The 23,645-nt window shown below is 54.6% G+C and carries 18 protein-coding genes and 7 pseudogenes; 8 read left to right on the top strand and 17 right to left on the bottom strand.

All coding sequences use genetic code 11. The features are described from left to right. The first annotated feature begins 133 nt into the window (after positions 1 to 133). Complete coding sequence (locus OA238_RS18990; protein ID WP_015496433.1) at positions 134 to 1,201, top strand: IS630 family transposase; 1,068 nt, start codon at positions 134 to 136, stop codon at positions 1,199 to 1,201. 268 nt (positions 1,202 to 1,469) lie between these two features. On the opposite strand, the pseudogene OA238_RS35180 reads toward OA238_RS18990, so the two are convergent. Both OA238_RS35180 and OA238_RS18985 read right to left on the bottom strand, forming a co-directional pair. Next, positions 1,470 to 1,723 (bottom strand): annotated as a pseudogene (locus OA238_RS35180) (transposase); the annotation flags it as partial. A 54-nt stretch (positions 1,724 to 1,777) separates the two neighbouring features. Beyond that, positions 1,778 to 1,984 (bottom strand): annotated as a pseudogene (locus tag OA238_RS18985) (transposase); the annotation flags it as partial. 87 nt (positions 1,985 to 2,071) lie between these two features. Here OA238_RS18985 and OA238_RS18980 point away from each other — a divergent pair. After that, positions 2,072 to 3,139 (top strand): annotated as a pseudogene (locus OA238_RS18980) (IS630 family transposase). A 31-nt stretch (positions 3,140 to 3,170) separates the two neighbouring features. Here the strand turns inward: OA238_RS18980 and OA238_RS30530 are convergent. The 3 genes and pseudogenes from OA238_RS30530 to OA238_RS34050 form a co-directional block, all read right to left on the bottom strand. Further along, positions 3,171 to 3,637: pseudogene (locus tag OA238_RS30530) on the bottom strand (transposase); the annotation flags it as partial. Positions 3,638 to 3,902: 265 nt separating this feature from the next. Further along, positions 3,903 to 4,480 (bottom strand): annotated as a pseudogene (locus OA238_RS30525) (IS3 family transposase); the annotation flags it as partial. 65 nt (positions 4,481 to 4,545) lie between these two features. Next, a complete protein-coding gene (locus tag OA238_RS34050; RefSeq protein ID WP_187293074.1) occupies positions 4,546 to 4,698 on the bottom strand; it encodes a hypothetical protein in 153 nt (50 codons plus the stop codon). A gap of 199 nt (positions 4,699 to 4,897) precedes the next feature. Here OA238_RS34050 and OA238_RS35175 point away from each other — a divergent pair, with 199 nt between their 5' ends. The 5 genes and pseudogenes from OA238_RS35175 to tnpC all read left to right on the top strand — a co-directional run. Then, complete coding sequence (locus tag OA238_RS35175) at positions 4,898 to 5,266, top strand: transposase (RefSeq protein WP_083906777.1); 369 nt, start codon at positions 4,898 to 4,900, stop codon at positions 5,264 to 5,266. Between the two features lie 261 nt (positions 5,267 to 5,527). Next, positions 5,528 to 5,731: an IS66 family insertion sequence element accessory protein TnpB gene (tnpB, locus tag OA238_RS18960; RefSeq protein ID WP_245581350.1), complete on the top strand. Its 204-nt coding sequence runs from the start codon at positions 5,528 to 5,530 to the stop codon at positions 5,729 to 5,731. A 62-nt stretch (positions 5,732 to 5,793) separates the two neighbouring features. Continuing rightward, positions 5,794 to 6,114: pseudogene (locus OA238_RS18955) on the top strand (transposase domain-containing protein); the annotation flags it as partial. A gap of 97 nt (positions 6,115 to 6,211) precedes the next feature. After that, positions 6,212 to 7,495, top strand: a complete 1,284-nt coding sequence (locus OA238_RS18950; RefSeq protein WP_015494284.1) for an IS256-like element ISOan3 family transposase — start codon at positions 6,212 to 6,214, stop codon at positions 7,493 to 7,495. Between the two features lie 52 nt (positions 7,496 to 7,547). Further along, positions 7,548 to 9,157: pseudogene (gene tnpC, locus OA238_RS18945) on the top strand (IS66 family transposase); the annotation flags it as partial. A gap of 53 nt (positions 9,158 to 9,210) precedes the next feature. Here tnpC and OA238_RS18940 read toward each other — a convergent pair. The 11 genes from OA238_RS18940 to OA238_RS18890 form a co-directional block, all read right to left on the bottom strand. Further along, complete coding sequence (locus OA238_RS18940) at positions 9,211 to 10,062, bottom strand: ABC transporter permease (RefSeq protein ID WP_015496429.1); 852 nt, start codon at positions 10,060 to 10,062, stop codon at positions 9,211 to 9,213. Further along, complete coding sequence (locus OA238_RS18935; protein ID WP_015496428.1) at positions 10,063 to 10,926, bottom strand: ABC transporter permease; 864 nt, start codon at positions 10,924 to 10,926, stop codon at positions 10,063 to 10,065. Next, complete coding sequence (locus OA238_RS18930; protein ID WP_015496427.1) at positions 10,927 to 12,033, bottom strand: ABC transporter ATP-binding protein; 1,107 nt, start codon at positions 12,031 to 12,033, stop codon at positions 10,927 to 10,929. Between the two features lie 70 nt (positions 12,034 to 12,103). Continuing rightward, positions 12,104 to 13,165, bottom strand: a complete 1,062-nt coding sequence (locus OA238_RS18925; protein WP_015496426.1) for an extracellular solute-binding protein — start codon at positions 13,163 to 13,165, stop codon at positions 12,104 to 12,106. 145 nt (positions 13,166 to 13,310) lie between these two features. Then, positions 13,311 to 14,462 (bottom strand): iron-containing alcohol dehydrogenase, encoded by a 1,152-nt coding sequence (locus tag OA238_RS18920; protein WP_015496425.1) that lies wholly within the window; start codon positions 14,460 to 14,462, stop codon positions 13,311 to 13,313. A gap of 5 nt (positions 14,463 to 14,467) precedes the next feature. Further along, on the bottom strand, positions 14,468 to 15,841 hold the full coding sequence (locus tag OA238_RS18915) for an aldehyde dehydrogenase family protein (protein ID WP_015496424.1): 1,374 nt from the start codon (positions 15,839 to 15,841) through the stop codon (positions 14,468 to 14,470). A gap of 5 nt (positions 15,842 to 15,846) precedes the next feature. Further along, the gene (locus tag OA238_RS18910) at positions 15,847 to 17,211 is read right to left on the bottom strand and encodes a glutamine synthetase family protein (RefSeq protein WP_015496423.1); all 1,365 of its coding nucleotides are present in this window, start codon (positions 17,209 to 17,211) and stop codon (positions 15,847 to 15,849) included. 63 nt (positions 17,212 to 17,274) lie between these two features. Further along, on the bottom strand, positions 17,275 to 18,306 hold the full coding sequence (locus OA238_RS18905) for a TRAP transporter substrate-binding protein (RefSeq protein ID WP_015496422.1): 1,032 nt from the start codon (positions 18,304 to 18,306) through the stop codon (positions 17,275 to 17,277). A gap of 50 nt (positions 18,307 to 18,356) precedes the next feature. Next, positions 18,357 to 19,679, bottom strand: a complete 1,323-nt coding sequence (locus tag OA238_RS18900) for a TRAP transporter large permease (protein ID WP_015496421.1) — start codon at positions 19,677 to 19,679, stop codon at positions 18,357 to 18,359. Further along, positions 19,679 to 20,236: a TRAP transporter small permease subunit gene (locus OA238_RS18895; RefSeq protein WP_245581349.1), complete on the bottom strand. Its 558-nt coding sequence runs from the start codon at positions 20,234 to 20,236 to the stop codon at positions 19,679 to 19,681. Before OA238_RS18895 ends, OA238_RS18900 begins: the two co-directional genes overlap by 1 nt. Positions 20,237 to 20,241: 5 nt before the next feature. Beyond that, positions 20,242 to 21,015, bottom strand: coding sequence for an N-formylglutamate amidohydrolase (locus OA238_RS18890; RefSeq protein ID WP_015496419.1), 774 nt, complete (start codon positions 21,013 to 21,015; stop codon positions 20,242 to 20,244). 114 nt (positions 21,016 to 21,129) lie between these two features. On the opposite strand from OA238_RS18890, the gene OA238_RS18885 reads away from it, so the two are divergent. Then, positions 21,130 to 22,002, top strand: a complete 873-nt coding sequence (locus OA238_RS18885; RefSeq protein WP_044038533.1) for a MurR/RpiR family transcriptional regulator — start codon at positions 21,130 to 21,132, stop codon at positions 22,000 to 22,002. 90 nt (positions 22,003 to 22,092) lie between these two features. Here OA238_RS18885 and OA238_RS18880 read toward each other — a convergent pair whose 3' ends face one another. Beyond that, positions 22,093 to 23,337, bottom strand: coding sequence for an NAD(P)/FAD-dependent oxidoreductase (locus OA238_RS18880; protein WP_044037183.1), 1,245 nt, complete (start codon positions 23,335 to 23,337; stop codon positions 22,093 to 22,095). Between the last annotated feature and the right edge of the window lie 308 nt (positions 23,338 to 23,645).

Below are 23,645 nucleotides of genomic sequence, written 5' to 3'. Positions count from 1 at the left end.
GAGTCTCAAAACACCTGAACCTATACAGCTTTTTTCGCATTTATACTTCTGCGCCTGAATTGACCTGACGATTTTGGGCCTGCGATTCACTTCGTCGCATGGCCAAAGGCGGTTCAGTCTGTATTTTGAGTTTATGAGCAAGCAATACAAAACAGTCTCCTTATCCGACGAGCAGCGCATAGCACTTGAAGCGCTTTGCCGCCGCCGCAAAGTTGACGCCCTTGTTTGGAAACGGGCGCGCGCGTTTCTTCTTTTGGACGCAGGAGAAGACGCCGGAACGGTTTGCCGGATTTTGGATATTGGCCCGACAGTTTTGACGGAGTGGCGATTTGCCTTTGCCGGTGCGGGACTATCGTTTTTCGGTCTGAAGGACTACAGCCAGCGTCAGGGTCATTTGTCCGTCGTGCAAGAGCAGGCGGTGAGAGCCCATTTCACCGCGCAGCCTGCCCGCAATGCCGATGAGGTCTGTGCCTATGTTCTAGCCGAGTGCGACCAAAACTACAGCACGTCGGGAGCCGCCAAGCTGATGCGCCGCCTGGGGTTCGCGTATAAGAAACCACAATTGCTGCCTGCACAGGCCGATGAAGCCAAGCAGGCTGCGTTTATTGCCAAATATGAGGCCCTGATGAACGGGTTGGCCGCAGATGAGATGGTTGTCTTTTCGGACGCTGTCCACCCCGAACACCAGAGCCGCCCCGCCCATGGTTGGTTCCCCAAGGGACAAAAGACGGCCCTGAAGGCGACATCAGGGCGCAAGCGGCTCAACATTCAGGGCGCGCTTGACCTTGAGACTTTCCAGTTCACCTTTGTGGAAGGCGAGAAGATCAATGCCCAGACAACCCGACAGATGCTGGAAAAGTTGGAACGCAACAACCAAACCAAGACGGCCATCCACGTCTTTGTCGACAATACCCGCTATCATCATGCCAAGATACTACAGCCATGGCTGGACAGCCCAGAACGTCGGGTGAAGTTGCATTTCTTGCCAGCATATGCCCCGCACCTCAACCCGATCGAGCGTCTTTGGGGTGTTATGCACAAATGGGTCACCCACAATCGGCACTATGCAACGTTCAACCAATTCACAGAGGCCATTTTCGACTTCTTCCGCAAGACCCTGCCAGAAAAATGGCCAGAGTTCCGCGACACCGTCACCGACAACTTCCGCGTCATATCGCTCAAGGAATACAAAGTGATTTGAGGGGAAAACCTCAGGTCAATTCAGGCGCGGGAGTATACTCTAAGTAATTTCGATTGGACCGATGAACGGCAGCAGCGTAGTGAAACTGTGTTTGCACAAAAGGGTACCACTAACGGCACCGTTTAAGCTCTCCTCCCGCTGGCCGTGCTGCAGTATTAACACGCAAAAGAACGTCAATTGGGATGGTGCAATTGAATCGCAGCTTTGTCCGGCGAACTCAACCGATCGACGCAACACACTCAACGAACTTCTCTGCTGGAAAGTGATATTACAAGGTCTTGCGCGGGCGTTCGTTGAGTTGCCTTGCCATTGCGCTGAGTTTTGCTTGGGAATGGACGGATAAGTCGGTGCCTCTTGGCAAATACTGCCTCAAAAGCCGGTTGGTATTTTCATTTGAGCTGCGTTGCCACGCATTGCCCGGCAGGCGATTGCGTAGCAATCTGCCGAGAGGGGTGATTGCGGGTCGCAAAAGTAGACATCAACATCAGTTGCCAGTGTGAAGCGGGGATGATCTGCGATCTCGTGGGAGTATCCGAAGTTCTGTGTATGAGGCTTCGCCGATGCTGATTTGATGGGTCATCTGTTGAACCGTTCTGGGTATAGGATAGCGAACTGATTGCGGGCAGCGGCCCATTCTCTGACGCATCTGCTAGCCTTCTCGAAACTGCGGATCGCGAGATAGATTAGCTTGGTTGCGGCATCGTCTGTTGGAAAGCTGCCGCGCGTTTTGGTGGGTTTTCGGATCACTCGGTTCAAGCTTTCAATCGCATTTGTGGTGTATACTCCTTCGCCTGAATTGACCTGACGATTTTGGGCCTGCGATTCACTTCGTCGCATGGCCAAAGGCGGTTCAGTCTGTATTTTGAGTTTATGAGCAAGCATTACAAAACAGTCTCCTTATCCGACGAGCAGCGCATAGCACTTGAAGCGCTTTGCCGCCGCCGCAAAGTTGACGCCCTTGTTTGGAAACGGGCGCGCGCGTTTCTTCTTTGGGACGCAGGAGAAGACGCCGGAACGGTTTGCCGGATTTTGGATATTGGCCCGACAGTTTTGACGGAGTGGCGATTTGCCTTTGCCGGTGCGGGACTATCGTTTTTCGGTCTGAAGGACTACAGCCAGCGTCAGGGTCATTTGTCCGTCGTGCAAGAGCAGGCGGTGAGAGCCCATTTCACCGCGCAGCCTGCCCGCAATGCCGATGAGGTCTGTGCCTATGTTCTAGCCGAGTGCGACCAAAACTACAGCACGTCGGGAGCCGCCAAGCTGATGCGCCGCCTGGGGTTCGCGTATAAGAAACCACAATTGCTGCCTGCACAGGCCGATGAAGCCAAGCAGGCTGCGTTTATTGCCAAATATGAGGCCCTGATGAACGGGTTGGCCGCAGATGAGATGGTTGTCTTTTCGGACGCTGTCCACCCCGAACACCAGAGCCGCCCCGCCCATGGTTGGTTCCCCAAGGGACAAAAGACGGCCCTGAAGGCGACATCAGGGCGCAAGCGGCTCAACATTCAGGGCGCGCTTGACCTTGAGACTTTCCAGTTCACCTTTGTGGAAGGCGAGAAGATCAATGCCCAGACAACCCGACAGATGCTGGAAAAGTTGGAACGCAACAACCAAACCAAGACGGCCATCCACGTCTTTGTCGACAATGCCCGCTATCATCATGCCAAGATACTACAGCCATGGCTGGACAGCCCAGAACGTCGGGTGAAGTTGCATTTCTTGCCAGCATATGCCCCGCACCTCAACCCGATCGAGCGTCTTTGGGGTGTTATGCACAAATGGGTCACCCACAATCGGCACTATGCAACGTTCAACCAATTCACAGAGGCCATTTTCGACTTCTTCCGCAAGACCCTGCCAGAAAAATAGCCAGAGTTCCGCGACACCGTCACCGACAACTTCCGCGTCATATCGCTCAAGGAATACAAAGTGATTTGAGGGGAAAACCTCAGGTCAATTCAGGCGCGGGAGTATAGATGATTTTCCGCACCGCTGGTGGGAAGGCAAAGAACGGGATGATCTCCTGCCATGCCCGTCGCTATGAGGGTGCGATTGAGAGGTGTTTCTGGCCCCATTCAGTCTCGAAATCATCCGTGGCCTGATAAACTCGCTTCAGGTCTTTAGCCACAGCCTTGCGATCCTTCCAGCCGCAGACGTTCAGCGAGTGGCGCACCAGATGCACGATGCAGGGTGAGGCGCGTCCTGGAATTGGCCCAGTGGACCAATTCAGCCCTGAACGGGCGGCGCCCCAGCTTGGACTGTGGTCTCCGGGAAGGCTGCGTTGATGGCGTCAGGAAAACCCTTGAGACCGTCCATTGCCCGGCAGTGGACAGGAAACATCGGTTCTAAGGCGCGGTTTTGCCAGTCAGACACCTCAGCCAGAACAGCGTCGGTGACACGGCTGATAAGGTCGGCAGACACATTCAGGCCGTAAACCTCTTCGAGATGCGCGCGAATGTCGCGGGTCGACAGGCCCGCCGCATAAAGCCACCCTCTCGGCAGATTGCCGTGCAATCGCCTGCCGGGCAGTGAATGATCTTGTTATCCATCCCATCGATCCGGGTCTGGCCTTTCTGGATCAGCTCCGGCTCAAAACTGCCATCCATTGCCCGGCAGTCGAGACGCAGTTTCGATGAGAGGGGCGATCGCGCGGGATTTCAATCTGGTCTTGTCACGCTTACGTTCCGGTCCCTGAACTCATTTATGCGGCCTTTCGCTCAAATGCCAAGGGGCTTTTGCCGCCTAGTGATGAGTGGCGGCGGCGCGGGTTATAGAACCCATTGATATATTGGAAGATCGCACACTCGGCCTGACGGCGTGTTTTCCAGCGGTTACGCCAAATAAGATCAGCCTTAATGGATTTGAAGAACGTTTCAACCATGGAATTGTCGTAACAATTGCCCTTACCACTGATCGAAGCCTTGAAGCCGTGCTTTGATAGGCGGCGTTGATACTCGTTGGAACAATATTGCGACCCGCGATCCGTATGGTGAATGCAGCCTTCGGGCGGCTGTCGCAAAGCGACGGCCATATCTAACGCCCGGATCGCCAGATCCCGTTTCATGCGGTTACTGACCACTGACCGGCAGTCGATACAAAGTATCGATGAGAGGGGGCCCATCCGATGACGCGACGGGAGTGCAAATCAAAGATGATAGCCAGATACAGCCACCCTTCACTGGTCCAGATATTGGACATGTCGCCAGCCCATTTCTGGTTGGGGCCATCCGCTGAGAAATCCTGATCCAGCAGATGAGGCGCGATGTTGAATGTGTGATTGCCCCCTCTCGGGACATTGCTGCGCAATACCCTGACGGGCGCCGGATGTTGCTGAACCCACTTGTTTAGCGTCGAAAGGCCAACGCCCAAATCTGATGATACCTGCGGTCGTCCCTCTCATCGATACTGCGTATCGACTGTCGGGCAAGGGTTAAGCCACTGCTGATCGCGATGCGCACCGCATCACGCCGAAACGCGTCTGTATATCTCGTTGCCATTCCATATCTCCTTCATAGCAAACATTGCTCGAAAGAGACCGAAACTAAACCGAGACAAGACCAGACCAGTTCCAGGTCTTGTATGTTGTTGGTGTGCAGCTGCTCATTCGCTCAAACTAACGGAACCGCGCGATTGGCCTCGCCTGCCTGAGCTTGGAGCTTTGTTTTAAGACACGTGTTTAATGACGTCATTAGCGACATGTCTTATGTGGGGTGTGCGATGCGGGGCCAATTTCTTGGGGTGGAGCGGCGACGCTTCTGGTATGACGACGACAAGCTCGAGATTGTCATGTCGGTTGGTGTCAGCGGGGCGAGCGTGACGCAGGTAGCGCAGCGTCATGAGATTAGGTGGCAACAAATTTATGCGTGGCGGCATGACCTGAAGCAGAAAGGGCTTTGGTCGCCTGACGCTGGGGCCCTTTTTTATCCATTGGATAGTCCCATGGCAGGCGGGAATCCGTTGCCGCAGTGCCGTGCCAGCGAAACGCCACCCCGGCCGCAGTTGAGTTGCGCTTGCTATATAGTCGTTGTCTGCATTTTGACAGCACAATGGACCCGGTCTCGCTGACGGCCCTGATCCGTGCGGTAGTCGCCGCATGATCGGTCCGGGCACTGGGGTCCGGGCACTGGGGTTTGGGTTTATCTGGCCGCTCGCCATGGTCGCTCGGACCAATGGCGCGAAATGGTTCACCGTGACTGATATGCGCAAGGGGATTGCTGGCTTAGCGGCATTGACCCAAGATGCTTCTGCGTCAGAAGCCTGCCAGTGGTGCGGTGTTTGCGTTACGGGGACGACGCGGTGATTCATTGCCCAGCAACACATGTTTACATGTGTGAGAGGGGGATCAAGCTGCTTTATTGGGATGGCCAGGGTTTTTGCCTTTACTACAAGGTGCTTGAACGGGGCCGCTTTGCTTGGCCGACAGCATCAGAAGGCGCGGCGCGACTGACCTGTGCGCAACTGGCGATGTTGTGGCAGGGTATGGATTGGCGCAGGCCAGATTGGGGCGCACCACCGGCTCGAGTTGGGTGAATTATACGCCTGATTAGTGCTATTTATATGGCGTTTATACCTGCTTTTTAGCAATCAGGCGTATGGCCGTTGATGTCCAAAATCTCCCCAACGACCCCGCCGTTTTGAAGGCGATGATTACTGCGTTGCAGGCCGAGAATGTCAAGATATCGGCCAGTTTGCGGGTCCATGACCAACTTGTTCAGGCGCTGCGTCTGCGGATCGCCAAACTCCAGAAACTGGCCTTTGGCAAATCATCGGAAAAGATTGAGCGTGAGATCGAGCAGCTGGAGCTGGCACTGGAAGACTTGCTTGTTGCTGTCGCCGAAGGGGACGATGACCTCATAGATGAAGGTCAGGACGAGCCAAAACTCGATGAGGTGTCTGCCCCCACACTGCGCCGGGGAATGTCCCGAAGAATGTTGAAATTTTAATTTAGGGTGGCGTTGCTTCCCCTGAGCCGTAGGCTCTGGGTGTTTAATCGCAAAAGGAAGCAACACCATGAAGAAGACTATCACAGCAAGCGCTGGACTTGCCAGCGCGTCGAATGTTCATCAACTCGTGGAAACAGCCTGGGACAAAGTTGGCGAGAGCTTCGAGCAGTTCTGCCTGACGGCGGGCGTCGCCAGTCTGGTTCAGATGTTTGGTGAGGACGCAGATACGCTGGCGGGTGGCCGATACGAGCATTGCACTGACAAGCCTGGCCACAGATGGGGCACCGCGAAAGGTCAGGTTGGGTTCCATGGTGGGAAGATTGAGCTGGAGCGCGCCCGTGTGCGCGATAAAGTGACCGGTAAAGAGATTGTCCTGCCGAGCTGGGAAGAGGCCTCCTCGGGTGGCTTCCTTGAACAATGGGCAATGAGCCTAATGTTGATGAATGTTTCCACCCGTAAGTATGACCGAGCTGTACGGCTGCCCGAAGCGAAGGTGCCTAATAAGGCAGGGAGCGGGCTGTCCAGGTCAGCAGTTTCGCGTCGCTTCAAAGCACTCACCCAAGCGCGCCTGGATGAGTGGATGTCATCTGATCTATCGGAGCTTGACCTTGTAGCGATCCAGATCGACGGGCTGCATTTGGACGATCATTTGTTGGTGCTTGCGGCCGTGGGTGTGGAGGTTTCAGGCGAAAAGCACCCTCTGGGCGTCATTGAAGGGGCGACCGAGAACGCCGCGACGGTTCAGGCGCTTTTGGACAATCTGATAGAGCGTGGGCTCGATCCAGCGGGCTGCTATTTGTTCATCGTAGATGGGGCTAAGGCACTGACCAAGGCAATTCGGCGCACATTTGGTGCCGATATTCCCATCCAAAGATGCCAGATACACAAGGCCCGCAACATAACTGACAGGCTTCCTCCAAAGCTGCACGCCTCCGTACGCCGCGCGCTGAAGCAAGCATGGGAGCTTGATGATGCCGACAAAGCCGAGCGGTTGATGCGGAATCTTGCCCAGCGACTAGAGCTTGAGGCTCCGGACGTTTCAAAGTCGATCCTTGAGGGCCTAGACGAAATTCTAACTGTTGTTAGGTTGGGGCTACCTGTGGAATTGAGACGCTCATTGGCCAGCACCAACATCATTGAATCTATGAACAGCGTGATCCGACAGGTCTGTCGAAACGTCAAACGCTGGCGCGATGCAAAAATGGCGCTGCGCTGGACAGGGGCTGGTATGCTGGAAGCCGCGAAAGGCTTCCGCCGCCTAAAGGCCTACAAGCAACTCCCCATTCTCAAGCAAGCTTTGCTAGATCATCGCAATACCGTAACGCTTGACCAAATCAAGGACGTCGCCTAACCATCAATCAAGCAGCGCCACTCGCCCGATTTTCAACATCGTACGGGACATCCCCCTGCGCCGCCGTCCACGTGTCTTTGACGCAACCCTGCGCGAGCGCCTTGAGCTTGATCCTGGCACCTGCTGCCCTGACTGCGGCGGCGATTTACGTGTCGCGACACAGGCGTGCATAATTTATCACGCACCTCTGGTGCGATGGGCGAGGATGTCAGTGAACTGTTTGATATGATCGCCGCGCAGATGAAGGTGATCCAGGTCGCCCGCATCAAGAAGTCCTGCCGCCGCTGCGAAAAGATGCTGCAGGAGCCCGCACCAAGCCGCCCCATCCCCGGCAGCATGGCCCCTCTCGGGCATGTAAACATGCCCTGCCGGGCAGTGGGACCCAAACCTGCTGGCCCACATTCTCGTCTCGAAGTTTGACGATCACCTTCCTTTATATCGCCAACACGAAATCTTCGCGCGCATGGGCGCGGACATCCCCGAGAGTACACTTGTCGGTTGGGTGAACGCCGGTTCGCGAAGCGACAGACTGTCCGGTGGACAGTCTGAGGTGAGAACGGGCAGAGCCCCGGGTGGCCGCGCCATGAAAACCCTGTCACCGCTGATTGAGAGGATCGAGGCCGACATCATGGGCAGCAATCTGCTGAATGCCCCCTCTCGGGCATGTAAACATGCCCTGCCGGGCAGTGGACGATACGCCAATCCGGGTGCTGGATCGCTCCTTACGCGACAAGGGGCTTGGCAAAGGGGGCAAACAAGGCCGGATCTGGGCCTATGTGCGTGACAAGACCATTCGCCATGTGGCCGCCATCGGTTCGAGGGCCAATGGCGGACGGGCGGGATCATCTCCACCCGGTGCCGTCTATCGGTTTGCGCCCAACTGGAAGGAAGAGCACGTCCTGAGCCATCTGGCCAATGCACGTGGCATCCTTCAGGCCCCTCTCGGGACATCGCGGTGCGATGCCCTGCAGGGCAATGGATGGTTACAAGGGCCATGCCAAACTCTACGCTCCTGAACAGGGTGGTGTGCCGCGTTTGCGCGAAGCGGCTTGTAGGGCCCATCTGCGGCGCGACTTCCATGATTTTTGGACCTCAACCAAATCCGAGATCGCCCGCGAGGCGCTTGATCGGATTGGCAAGCTCTATGATGTTGAGCGTAACATCAACGGCCAGTCTGCCGACGTCCGCCATGCCGCGCGTCAAAAACTGAGCCAGTCAAAGGTCACGGCCTTCTTTGCCCGGTCCGAACAACAACTCCTGCGCATTCCGGGCAAGGGCGTTCTCGCCAAAGCTTTCCGATATGGCCTCAGTCGGCAGGATGCCTTCAGCTTGTTCCCGGCCGATGGCCGTGTTGCTATCGACAACAATCCAGCCGAGCGGGCCCTGCGTCCGATTGGAATAGGGCGGAAGAATTGGCTATTTGCAGGGGCCGATACCGGGGCTGGGACACTCGCCCGCGCCATGACCATAATTGTGACCGCCAAGCTGAATGGCATCGATCCACAGGCGTATATCGCCGACATCCTCGACGGTATCCATGAACACTAGATTAACAGGCTGGATGAATTGCTACCGCGGAACTGGGCACCAGCCGGAGCCGAGAACAGTCAAGCTGCGGTATCAATGGTGCGGTTACACCTGTTCGCGGTTAGTCGTTCCTGAAAAGATTATGCCGACACTTGATCTGGCATTGGTCGGGTTGACGCGACGCCCCTTTATTTTGACTTTTGGAACATCAGCGACAGCAATCCAAGCGCGGCGGATACAATAATCAACAGCAGCGATACTGCGTTTAGAACTGGTGTCGAGCCGTGCTTGAGTTTGTCAAACATGGTAATTGTCAAAGGCGAATCCGACCCGACGAGCATCAGAGTTGTGTTGAAGTTTTCAAAGCTCATCAACACGGCGACGACGCCAGCGCCGACGATCGCGGGCATCAAGAACGGCAAAGTGACTTGACGGATAGCGCCCCATTTGGTCGCCCCGAGGTTCAGCGCGGCTTCTTCAAGGCTAAGATCGAACTTTTGCAATCGCGCTAGGATCACCAATGTTGCGAAGGTCGTGATGAACGAAAATTGGCCTAAGATCACGAGGATCAAACCGGGGCGTAACCCGTCAAACCAAAGGCCGGTCGCGTCTTCAAGCGTGTTTGCGACTGAGCTGGCAAAAACCAGGATTGAGATGCCAAGGATGACACCCGGTATGATCAAAGGCAGTAGCATCAATATGTACAAAAGGCCTTTGCCGCGGAAATCATGCCGTACGAACAGAAACGCGTTGCAGGTACCAACGACGACAGCGAGTCCGGCAACCCAGACTGCAACAAACGCTGACGTCCCGATTGAGCGCAAAATTGAGCGTTCGTGAAACACCCCGATGAATGGCGCTTCGGTCCCGAAGAACCATTTCATGGTGAAGCCTTCCCACGGCAGTGACGGGAAAACGCTGTTGTTGAATGCGAAGACGCAGACGACCGTGAGCGGCAATGCGAGATAGATGAAGAACAATGTCACATAGGCACGGTAGGACCATTTTAGGGCAGAAGACTGTGGAACGGTGGGGATCATTTATCGTCCTAACGTGTCGGACAGGGATTGACGTGACAGCTTTAGCCCAAGGAATACAATCGTCGATGACAGGCCCAACAGGAGGAAGCCAAAAGCCGAGCCGAGTTCCCAGTTAAAGCGGGTGATAAACTGGGTGTAGATCAGGCCGGTGAACCACAGGCTGTCTTTGCCCCCCAGCAGGATCGGCGTCAGATAGTTGCCGAGCGACAGCATGAATACCACAATACAGCCGGACACAATTCCTGGCATGGCGTGTGGGATCACGATCTCGCGCAGGATGGACCAGCCAGACCCGCCCAAGTCATATCCAGCCTCGATCAAACTGTCGTCAAGGCTATCGAGGGTCGTCACCAAGGGCACAATCATGAACAGGATCGATGTGTAGACAAGGCCAACCATGATGGCACCGTCATTATACAAAAATTCGACTGGACCATCGATAACGCCGGTATATTGCAGGAAACTGGACAATACGCCGGTTTCGCGCAGCAGGATCATCCAACCAAAAGTGCGGACCAATTCAGACACCCAGAACGGGATCAGGCACATCAAAAACAATGTAGTTTTCGCGCGGCCGCGAATCAGCTTTGCGATATAATAGGCAATCGGAAATCCCAATAGCAATGTCAGGACCGTTGTGAAGATGGACATATATGCCGTGCGCGCAAATGTGCGCCAATACAGGGGTTCATTGAAGAAAACGGCGTAGTTGCCAAGACCGGTTTCATATTCTCGCACGCCCACCTTTTCGCTGATCGAGACGAAGAACAGACCGATGTGGGGCAGGATGATCAATGTCACCAGCCACAGCAGCAGCGGCGACAAGAGCAGGTAAAATCCGAGCTTTGATTTGTCAGACACCATCTATTGACCCTCGGTCGCAAAACAGCGCGCCTGTGTGGGGTTCCAGCTGGTGTAAACGGTTTCACCCTTCGAAAGACTAAGAAATTCGCCAGTCTGGGGCAGGGTGACTTGGATCGTTTCGCCTGATTTTGGGTCGCGCAGAATGACCATACTATTGGCGCCATTAAACAATACGCTGTCTACGACACGTTCGCTTGCGTTCGGGGGGCCGCCGCCTTGAACTGGATCTTTGGACAGCTGGATTGCTTCTGGCCGCACGAAGATTTGCGCGCGCTGCCCAATTTTAGGAACCCGCGTTGTGGCCTGTCCGTGAAGTTCGACACCGCCGTCAGTGATGAGCGAGACAATCTGCCCGTTTAGGGCTTTCACCTTGCCCTCAAACCGGTTCGAGTCGCCAACAAACCCCGCGACGAAGGCATTGGCGGGGTCATAATAAAGGTCTTTGGCCGTGCCGATTTGGTCAAAACGACCCTTGTTCATAACGGCGATTTTATCGCTCATCACCAAAGCTTCGGATTGGTCGTGAGTGATGTAAACGAAGGTCGTGTTGAATTCGGCCTGTAGGGTTTTCAGTTCAATTTTCATGTGTTCACGCAGTTTCAAATCAAGTGCGCCGAGGGGCTCATCCAAAAGCAGAACATCCGGTTCCAGCACCATGCAGCGTGCAATTGCCACACGTTGTTTCTGCCCACCTGACAGCTGGTCAATGCGGCGGTCTTCAATACCGGGCAATCCGACCCGTTCAAGCACCCGCCCAACACGCGTTTTAATGTCTGACGTGGATACACCGCGCTGGCGCAACCCGAAGCCGATATTTTTCCCGATGTTCATCATTGGGAACAGCGCCAGATGTTGGAACACCATCGAAACCGGACGCTTATTGGGTCCGACGCCAATCATCGAATTGCCCTTGATCAAAAGGTCGCCACTGGTTGGAAATTGAAATCCTGCAATCATCCGCAGCAGCGTGGTCTTACCACAGCCAGACGGCCCGAGGATCGAGAAAAACGAGCCTTGCGGTACGTCGAAGTTGACATGATCGACTGCGCGGAAATCATCAAAATCTTTGGTCAGATCGCGGCATTCAAGGTCGGCTGTTTGGGCCATCGATCTGGACCTTTCAAAGTCACAAAGAAGGGCGCGATCTGCGCCCTTCTTATTGGTTCAAGACAGGTATTTAGTTCGCAGCATTAATGCGATCTAGGGTGGCACCTTCCAAGGCTTCCAGACCAGCTGGCACTGGCGGATACCATTTAATGTTGTCGATGGACGCCTGATCAAAGCTCGCTTGGTAGCGCGCTTTCAAGTCTGCATTTACACCCGCGTCACCGTCAACTGCGGCTGTAAAATTGCCAGCCGTATTGGTGATCATTGCTGCGATGTCAGGGCGCATGACGAAGTTGATCCAGTCGTAGGCTGCATCATCAGCCCGACCACGTGACGGCAAAACGAAGGTGTCGATCCAGCCAAGCGCACCGGACGCAGGCGCAACAAACGTGATGTCTGCATTGTCCGCATTCAGCTGCCAACCGCCGGTATCCCACGCCATTGCTGCGACAACTTCGCCGGAGCGCAACAGGTTCTTGATCTCATCGCCGCCGTCCCAATAGGTTTTTACATTGGGCTTACATGCGATAAGCGTTTCCTCGACTTGATCAAGAATGCCCTGATAGGCATCCAGATCTGAATATGCCGCAAATGGATCAAGGCCCATTGCATGGGCAAATCCGATAAGTGTCGGACGCTTCAAGCGGTAGGATACATCACCCGCAACAGATTCATCGCATAGGTCGGTATAGTCGACAACTTGGCTGGCCTCAGCGGTGTTAACCACCAGACCACTGGTGCCCCAAACGTGGGGCAGGCCAAAGACTTCGCCGTCAAATGTCGTATTTGTCGCTGTCGCACTGAGCATCGATGGGATGAATTGCGCGCCGTCCACGCGGGACATGTCGATCGGCTTGTAGATACCGAATTCTTCTTGCGCGCTCGCGATCCGGTCTTGGCTCGGTTGCGCAAGGTCAAAACCGCCGCCGTTTGTGGCCCGCAGCTTTGCGATCATTTCTTCATTGTTGGATGTTGTGACTTCAACCGTGTGGCCAGTTTCGGCCTCAAATAATTCAATAACATCTTCGGGTGCGTAGCCGCCCCAGGTCAAAAGGCGCAAAGTTTCAGCGGAAGCCGAGGATGCAGCAAGAGCGACGACAAGTGCTGTCGTTGAGAGCAGTCCGAATTTCATAGTAAATCTCCATCTAATCGAGGGGTGATAGCCGCCATTGAGGCAACCTGTCTAAAGAGAGTCCATAGTGTTCCTTCGTGAAATATTTACGACATCACCAAGCAGAAAAAGCAATCTTTACGCCCAAATTGCCGGCTGTGAAAGGTCATGCATTGATAATATCGAGCAGAAGCCGAGTCGTGTTTTCCTGCGTCATCTTAACAGGATTTCCGCCTGTGCTAGGGTCTTTCAGTGCACCGTTCACAATGCGGTCAATATCGGGGTTTTCGATCCCAAGCCCCGCGAGGTTTTTGGGGATGCCAAGTGACGCATTTAGACCATCGACATAGGCGCAAAAGCCGTCAAAACCGCCGGAAATGCCAAGGTAGTCGGCAGCCTGCCCAATTACGCCGGTAATCGGGGCTTTATTGAATTGAAGAATGGCTGGCATACACACCGCGTTCGTCGTGCCGTGGTGTGTGTGATAAATCGCGCCGATGGGATGTGACAGGGCGTGGATTGCGCCGAGGCCTTTTTGAAATGCCGTCGCACCCATAATGGCAGCTGACATCAAATGGGATCGCGCTTCGATATCTGTTCCATCGGCGTAGGCCCGCGGCAGATAGTCTTTGACCAAACGCATGCCCTCAAGTGCCATGCCTTGGCTCATCGGGTGGTAATGTGGCGAACTGAACGCTTCCACACAATGGGCAAAGGCGTCCAAGCCGGTACCTGCGGTGATGAAGTTCGGCATGCCGATGGTCAATTCTGGGTCGCAGATGACAACTGTGGGCAGGAATTTCGGGTGAAAGATTATCTTTTTCTCTTCGGTTACAGAATTTGTAATAACCGATGCGCGTCCAACTTCGGACCCTGTCCCAGCCGTCGTTGGAACCGCAATAATCGGTGCGATTGCGTCGGCGTCTGCGCGAGTCCACCAATCTCCAACATCTTCAAAGTCCCACAAAGGGCGGGTCTGTCCGGCGAGGAACGCCACCAATTTACCCAGATCAAGACCGGATCCGCCACCAAAGGCGATGACACCATCATAGCCGCCCTCATTGTAGGCTTTGACGCCTGCGGCGGCGTTCTTTTCGTTCGGGTTTGGATCAACATCGCTGAAAATGGCACGGCCAAGACCCGCAGCTTCCAGCAGGCCAAGCGTTCTGGTCGTGATCTCCATGTTCGCGAGGCCACGGTCAGTGACCAACAGGGGTTTTGTGATCCCAGCGACGGCGCAGGCATCTGCGATTTCGGAAATACGGCCCGCACCGAAACGTATGGCGGCTGGGTAGGACCAGTTTGCGGAAATGTTCATTGTTTTTAGGCTTTCTTAAGGTGGTATGATTTTGGACGGGTCAGGTTGTGATAGCCGATAACGGATAGCCCGCCGCCGCGTCCGGTGTCTTTGCATCCTGTCCAGCACAGCGCCGGATCGAGGTAGTCGGCGCGGTTCATAAACACGGTGCCGGTTTCGATCTGATCGGCAATGTCTTCGGCGCGTTTGGCATCTTGGGTCCACAACGATGCGGTGAGGCCAAAGTTGCTGTCATTCATCAGACGGATCGCTTCGGCGTCGTCCTTGACTGCCATGATGCCGACCACCGGACCAAAACTTTCGTCGCGCATGACCCGCATGTCGTGGGTCACGTCTGTCAGGATTTGCGGCATCAGATAGGCTCCACCATCTTGCGGGAAAAGAGCTGGGTCAATCTGTGCCGTGGCACCCGCCGCGATAGCTTGCGCAGTTTGCGCGCGCACTTCATCGGCAAAGCGCACATGGGCCATCGGACCAAGGGTCGTTTCTGGGTCCAGTGGATTGCCAAGCTTATAGCCGTTCACGATCGCCACGGCTTTTTCGACAAAAGCATCGAACAGGCTTTCGTGGACATAAATCCGTTCGATCCCACAACAGCATTGGCCAGAATTGAACATCGCACCGTCAATCAATGTATCGACTGCGGCGTCCAGATTGGCATCGTCCATCACGTAGCCCGGATCTTTGCCGCCAAGTTCCAGCCCGATGCCGGTGAACGTACCCGCCGCGGCGCGTTCCATCGCCTTGCCTCCGCCGACGGACCCTGTGAAATGCACAAAGCCAAAAGCGCGATCTGCGATCAGGTCTGACGTGGTTTGGTGATCCAGAAACACATTCTGGAACACATCCTTAGGGACCCCCGCGGACTGAAACGCCGCGACCATCCGTTCGCCAACCAGCGGCGTTTGTGACGCATGTTTCAGCAAGACCGCATTACCCGCGATGAGGGCAGGGGCGACTGTGTTGATGGCCGTCATATAGGGGTAATTCCACGGAGCCACGACAAGAACGATCCCGTGCGGCACACGTTTGATCACACGGCGGAATGCATCGCTGTCCTCGACCACAATGTCAGCCAAAGCCGTTTCAGCGATTTCGGCCATGTAACTGGCGCGTTCGCTAAAACCGCCGAATTCACCACCATAGCGGATTGGTCGGCCCATTTGGTGCGCGATTTCCGGTACGATTTCGTCGTTCATGGCACCAACAGCGGCAACGCCTGCCTGAACGAGCACGATGCGCTGCGCCAAGGGGCGCGCCGCCCATTCAGACTGCGCGGTTTTTGCGCGTGTTACTGCGGCATCTGCGTCCGTCCGCGACAGCGTCTCGCGCGTCGCATAAACTGAGCCGTCGATGGGTGAGATGCATTGGATTGTCATGACAATTAAGCCCTTTCAAAGCCGCGTTTGATTTCCCAATCGGTCACGGCGCGGTCAAATTCTTCTTGTTCCCACTCGGCGGCGCGGGTGTAGTGGTGCACCACATCATCTCCGAGGGCTTCGCGCAAGAATTGCGAGCCTCGCAACGTTTCTGTGGCTGCGCGCAGAGTTTGCGGGATATCAGCGGCCTTGGCGTCTTCATAGACGTCACCTGTCGTTGCGGGGGCCAATTCCATCTTTTCTTCGATCCCCTTAATCCCTGCAGCGATCATCACTGCCTGTGTAAGATAAGGGTTTAGATCGGCCCCCCCTATGCGGCATTCGACCCGCACGCCCTTGGTGTTTTCACCACACAGACGGAACCCCGCCGTCCGGTTGTCCACGGACCATACGGTTTTGGTCGGCGCAAAGGTGCCTTTTGAAAAACGCTTGTAACTGTTCACATAGGGCGCGAGGAAATAGGTGTAATCGGGAGCATATTTAATCAATCCCGCCATGTAATGCGACATCACCTCGGACATGCCGTGCTTTGCCGACTTGTCAAAAAACGCTGCGTCGTCATTTTTCCACAGCGACTGGTGTACATGGCTGGAAGATCCGACACGGTCTTTGTGCCACTTGGGCAGAAACGTTGCGGCGCGGCCATTTTGCCACGCTATTTCTTTGATGGCGTGTTTGGCGATGGAATGGTGATCGGCACAATCGAGCGCGGGGGCGTAGCGGATGTTCAGTTCCGCCTGACCCGCCTCAGCCTCGCCTTTGGTGTTCTCGATCGGCAGACCCGCCGCAAAGAGGTGGTTGCGGATTGGCCGCATCACGTCTTCTTCTTTGGTGGTCTGGAAAATGTTGTAGTCCTCATTGTAGCCGCTGATCGGCTGCATATCGCGAAAGTCAGATTTGCGAATGTCATCAAGGCTTTTCTCGAACAGGAAAAATTCAAGTTCGGTCGCCATCTTTGCCTCGAACCCCAGCGCTTCAAGCCGCGCGATTTGCTTCTTCAAGATTGCACGCGGCGAATGGGGGACGGGTTGATGTGTGTGGTGATCGAGGACGTCACAAAGCACCATCGCGGTGCCGTCCAGCCAAGGAACGGGGCGGATCGTGCTAAGGTCTGGCTTCATGACATAGTCGCCGTAGCCCATTTCCCAACTGGTTGACGCATAGCCATCTGGCGTCGCCATTTCGAGGTCGGTGGCCAGCAGGTAATTGCAGCAATGGGTTTCTTCAAACGAGGTTTCGACAAAGTTAACGCCATGAAAACGCTTGCCCGTCAGGCGGCCTTGAATGTCAACAAAACACACCAAGACGGTATCGATTGATCCGTCCGCCACGCGGGATTTCAGGTCGTCAAATGTCAGTGTGCCGGGCATGTTTTATCCAATTTTCGCGAGAATGGTTCGGGGGCGACGCAACGCCGCCCCCAGAGGGTCTGTTTAGCCGTAACGGTAGGGGCGTCCTGCCGCCACCATATCAGCATTGTATTGCTTGAAGATATCAACCACGCGACGTTTAACATCGCTTTCAGCGGCGATCTCTTCCCAAAATTCCTGCGCTGCGGCTTCAACGGTATCCCATTCTTCGTCCGGAATTGTTGTCAATTGCAGTTTGTCACCGTTGACACGCAAATTCGCTTCGCCGCCCCAATACCACCACTGACGGTAGTAGTGCGATTGATCACAGCAGACGCGAAACAGCGTTTGCAGATCGTCTGGCAATTCATTCCAACGATCCATATTGGCGAAGAACGATCCCGCCCATGCGCCCGAAATGTTGTTGGTCAGGAAGTAGTTGGTCACGTCCGCCCAGCCGACGGTGTAATCCTCGGTGATGCCGGACCACGCAATGCCGTCAAGTTCGCCGGTTTGCATCGCCACTTCGATATCTTCCCATGGCAGGTTGACCGGAACGACGCCAAAGCGTGTCAGGAAACGTCCAGCAGTCGGGAACGTAAAGATGCGCTTGCCTTCGAGATCAGCCAAGCTGCGGATCGGGTCTTTGGTGGCGAAATGGCACGGATCCCATGCACCTGCGCTGATGTGTTTCACGCCAACTTTAGAGTATTCCTCGCCCCAGATTTCGTTCAAACCGTATTGGTTAAACAGCACTGGCACGTCGAGTGAATAGCGTGATCCGAACGGGAAGTAGCCGCCAAAAACAGTCACTTCGGTTGGGGATGCCATTGAATCGTCGTCCGATTGCACAGCGTCAATTGTGCCGCGCTGCATTGCTTGGAACAACTCACCCGTTGGGACCAACTGGTCTGCGAAGAACAATTCGATCTGCATGCGATCGCCCGCGATCTTGTTGAACATTTCAATTGCGGGCACGATCACCTCGGCCGCAAGCGCTGCGCCGGCGTAGGTTTGCATGCGCCATCTGATCGTATTCTGCGCGAGAGCTGGCGTTGCCAGAGCTGCGGCTGGAACAACGGCCGCGCCTTGGATAAATTTGCGTCTAGAAGTCATGTCTTTTCTCCTTGGTTGAATTTGGACCGCTTGGGGCGGTTCTTATTGGGTTAATTATACACGTAATTCGGGAGCCACGTGGCGATGCCGGGGAAGACCATGACCAAGGCAAGCGCCAGAACCATGATCAGCACGAAAGGTGTGATCGATGAATAGATATCGCGAAGGGTGATTTCTGGCGGGGCCATTGCCCGCATAAGGAACAGATTATAGCCGAAGGGCGGTGTCATATAAGCGATCTGCGTCGTGATTGTATAAAGGATGCCGTACCAGATTAGATCGAAACCCAATTCCCCAACGAGCGGCACATAAAGCGGCGCGACGATCACCAGCATTGCAGTGTCGTCAAGGAACGTGCCCATCAAGATGAAGCTTAGCTGCATCAGGATCAGAATGGTCCAAGGGCTTAGGTTCAAGCGGTCAGTAAATACGAACTCAATCGCTTTGACCGCACCCAGCCCATCAAATACGGCACCGAACGCCAACGCCGCGAGGATAATCCACATGAACATACAGGTGATACCGAGGGTGTTGCGCACCGAGTTTTCAAAAACCTCGCGCGTCATGCGGCCCTTGATCACCGCAGCGACGAAGGCGGCAATCGCGCCAATGGCCGAACTTTCCACAAGCGATGTCCACCCGCGCACGAACGGCACCATCATCACCGCAAAGATCAAGACGGGGAGCAAGCCCGCGCGCAGCAAACGCAGTTTTTCGGCACGTGGAATGTCACGTTCACTGGCGGGTAAAACTGGTCCAAGCACCGGATTTATCCGGCAGCGCACGACAATGTAGATGATAAACAGCGCGGCCATCATCAGGCCCGGAATGACCCCTGCCAGCCACAGCTGCCCGACAGGTTGGCGCGCAATCATCGCATAAAGGACCAGCACCACCGAGGGTGGTACAAGAATGCCCAGACTTGACCCCGCCTGAATCACGCCGGTGACCATTCGTTTGTCGTAACCGCGTTTCAAAAGTTCGGGCAGGGCGATGGTGGACCCGATAGCCATGCCTGCCACACTCAAACCGTTCATCGCGGAAATCAGCACCATCAGTCCGATTGTGCCGATCGCAAGCCCGCCGCGCAGACCACCCATCCAGACGTGAAACATCTTGTACAGGTCGTCGGCAATCTTACTTTCCGAAAGCACATAGCCCATGAAAATAAACATCGGCAGTGTCAAAAGCGGGTACCATTTCATCAGCTTCATGGCCGCAGAAAACCCGATGTCAAAGCCGCCCTTGTCACCCCACAGCAGCAGTGCTGCGGCAACTGCGATAAAGCCGATAGCGCCAAACACACGCTGGCCTGTCAGCAGCATTAGCATCATAGATGAGAACATTAAGGTTGCGATCAATTCATATGACATCAGATCGATTCACCCTTAAGGCGCAAGACATCTTTGAACAGTTCCGACAGGCATTGCAAAAGCATCAGAAACATTCCCAAGATCATGATTGATTTAATCGGCCACAGATAGGGACGCCATGCGGTTGGCGAGCGTTCCATGTGACCGATTTCTTCCGCGCCGGTGACCAGTCCACTAAAGAACGAGAACGGTTCTGTGCCCCAATAACCCAGTGAATAGGCTGTTGAACTAACGGCCCCGTACAGCAGGACGCAAAGGTAAAAGATAAGGAAAAGCACGGTGAACAGATCGAACCATGCCTTCTTGCGGATTGACCATTCGCCGTACAACAAATCCATTCTCACGTTGGACCCCAGCTGGACGGAATAGGGGCCACCAAGGATGTAGTAGGCAACCATCACAAACTGCGCCATTTCCAGTGTCCAAAGGGTCGGCAAAAAGAACGTTTTGCTGATCGATGACCACAGCAAAATCCCCATCAGAACGAAGATACCGTACATGATAACGCGCCCGACGCGGTAGTTTACAGCGTCAACAGCGCGGATAAATCGCTGCATTAGGGCTAGCATTGTACGCCCTCCGACACGCCCAAAATGGCAAGGGCATTCGACAGCCATTTGGCAAGGCACGTTGCCATGGCGTCCTGCGACTGCGCGTCAGCAATCAGGTCATTGCCGATTTCCAGCATCACATTCAGGTGGCCGACCTTGATCGCATGTTCTTTTAAGGTGTGGGTCACGCCATCTTTCGGGCCGTAAGGGTCGTTTATCGCCACCTTCAAATCCGTATGGGACGGCGCAACTTGGATCATCGCGTTGGCAAGGCGATCATCATCATCGTGCAAAATGCCTATTTCGACGTTGCGCGGCGTTCCATGAAAGATCGGCGTGAAGCTATGCACAGTGACGACGATCGGGTCTTGAATGGCTGCAATGGCCGCACCAAGGCTGGCGTGAAACGGATCATAATAACGGCTGGTTCGTTTGTCGCGTTGCGCTGCCGTTAGGTTCATATTTCCCGGAACATCCATCGTTTCGCCTCGCTCGGGCATGGCATCACGCGCCGACGGGGGGCGGTTACAATCCACGACCAGCCGCGACACGTTTGATGCGATCAATTTTGCGTCCAGGCATTTTGCCAAACCATGAGCAACGCCCAGCGCGCCGGGGTCCCACGCAATATGGCTTTGCCGCACGAGGTCATCCAATCCGAGATTTTCAAATTCGGGTGGAATAAACCGGCTCGCATGTTCGCACACCACGACCACATTCGATCGCCCCTCAGGATTGAGGACCAAAACCGGGTCGTGTGGTATGGCTCGCTGAAGGTGATTCATCTAGGCTCCTTGATCACAGCGTGCTTGCTCGGCCCGATAAGAGTCAATAAAATTGTGAAAGTAATTTCACAGATAGGGTCGCTTTGATATAAAAGGAACAAAATGGAGGCATTGATGGCCGAGGCGACGCAGACAATATCAGACCGCATCCAGCAAAAGCTGGATGATCTAACGCGCGCTGAACGCCAACTGGCCCTGTCGATCCTTGAAAATTACCCTGCATCCGGTCTCGGTCCGTTAACGGCCCTTGCCAAGGATGCAAACGTATCGGTCCCGACCGTCGCACGGATGGTGCAAAAGCTAGGTTATAAAGGCTATCCGGACTTTCAAGCGGAACTGCGCGAGGAACTGCGCGCCAAGGTGAAAAACCCGATTGCCAAGCATGACATGTGGGCGGAGGCCGCCCCATCCGAACATCTTTTAAACAGGTTTACGGATGCGGTTATGGACAATATCCGCTTAACCCTAAGCCAGATTAACCCTGTCGAGTTCGATGCAGCCTGTGGGCTGGTCGCGGATCAATCACGCCATCTATTCATTATCGGCGGGCGGATCACCCATACTTTGGCGGAATATTTCTACCTGCACATGCAGGTCATTCGACCCAATCTGACGCATGTTCAGTCCACATCAAACACGTGGCCGCACTATCTGTTGAATGCCAAAAAGGGCGACGTCTTTGTCATCTTCGATGTGCGCCGCTACGAAAACAACACCCTAAAACTGGCTGAAATGGCCCACGCCCTTGGTGCCCAGATCATCTTGTTCACTGATCAGTGGCGTTCACCTGTGCATCATCTGGCTGACATCAGTTTGAGTTGCCGGATCGTTGTTCCATCGGCATGGGATTCCGCGGCGACCACCATGCTTTTGATTGAAACGATGATTTCGTCCGTTCAAAATCTGAACTGGGGCGAGACCAAAGAACGGATGGAGACATTGGAAGTCATGTTTGATCAAACAAAGTTATTCCGGAAATTTACATAGCAGGCGCGCCAATGCAGACATCTGTATGGCCCACCCATTGTGGCGCACACGACGAAACGAGCCCGAACCCATTCGCAGTCTGAATGTGGATTACACAACGTACCTTTCCGGTGCGTACGGTGACATATCGATGTTTGGCGTATTGCCGTCGATCATCTGTGCGATGAGGCGACCGGTTTTAGGCCCAGCCGTTAAACCGATGTGTTGATGGCCAAATCCAGTGTAAATTCCTGAATTCCCTAGCTCGCCGATCAACGGGAGGCTGTCCGGTGTGGATGGGCGAAATCCCATCCATTCTTGAGTTCCCGAATAGGTGAGGTTGGGAAAAACCTCTTTCGCATGCCGCATGAGCAGCTTGATTGGTGCGGCACTTGGGCCTGCGTGATGGTCCCCAAGTTCAACAGTGCCGGCGCATCGCAAGCCGATATCCATTGGATTTACCGCAAATTTGCCAGCGGCAATCATCATCGGATTGCGTGGTATTTCTGACGGGTTCTCAAATATAACATGATAGCCGCGCTCAGCTTCCAGCGGTACTTTTAAGCCAATCTTTTTCATCAAGTCCTTTGACCAGATGCCAGCCGTTATCACGGCCCGGCTACACTCGAATGACCCTTTGTCAGTCTCAATATGGGAAATGCGTCCATCTATTTTGTGCAGATCGCGGACCTCTGCCTGAATGAATTTGCCACCCTTCTTAGTGAAATATTTGGTCAACTCGGTGATGTATTGACCCGGGTTCACGATATGGCCTTGGCCTTCTAGAACTGCCAAACACTGAACAGCGGGCCCCAAGATTGGTTCACATTCCTGCACGGCACCGCCTGTCACAAGCGTGGGTTCAAAACCAGCGGATTTTTTCAGGCCCCACGTGTAGGCATCAGCATCAAAATGCGCTTTGGATTTATACGCATAGCTAAACTTGCTGTCAGACACCCAGCCTTCCAGATCAGTACCGCGCACGAGTGATTTGTGCTGATCCACCGCATCGCAAATGAGGGGTATCTGGCTTGCGACGATGCGTCGGGTCGCGGCATCGGTTGCATGCGACAAAAACTTGCCAAGCCATGGCAGAAGTCTTGGAAAATAGGACCATTTCATGAAAAGGGGGCTGTTTGGATCCAGCAAGTACTTCGGAGCCTCCCGCCACAACGATGGCGACGTCACTGGTGCAATTGCCCATTGCGCCAACAGGCCTGCGTTTCCGTAAGACGCCCCCATACCCGGCAGCCCCTTGTCCATAAGAAGTACCGAATGACCGGATCGTTGCAGCCAAATTGCGGTGGATACGCCACAGATCCCTGCGCCGATCACGATGATGGGTTTGTCGGTCATATGCCTCCGGTTGCGCTGGCGTTGATCGCATCAAACAGGTGGTGCGAACCTTACGCCGACTTGATCAAGAAATAACGGTGATGTCGAGTGAGGACAAATTTTCACGCCTTTTCTCTGGGGGGACGTTTCCTGAAAAGGCAGACATCAAATGTAGTGGAATGGGACGCCACGTTGTTCCTGCCGAATGACCATTGCGGCAAGTTTTAGGCGTTACAAGGCACAGTTGATGACTTCAAAGATCCGGCTGCGTTTTGTATGTGCTTGCACAGGGACCAGCCAAATCGAACTTATGGCGAGCCGCTGTTGTC

Source organism: Octadecabacter arcticus 238, from assembly GCF_000155735.2.
GTDB classification, from domain to species: domain Bacteria; phylum Pseudomonadota; class Alphaproteobacteria; order Rhodobacterales; family Rhodobacteraceae; genus Octadecabacter; species Octadecabacter arcticus.
This window is presented reverse-complemented; position numbering and strand designations above follow the sequence as displayed.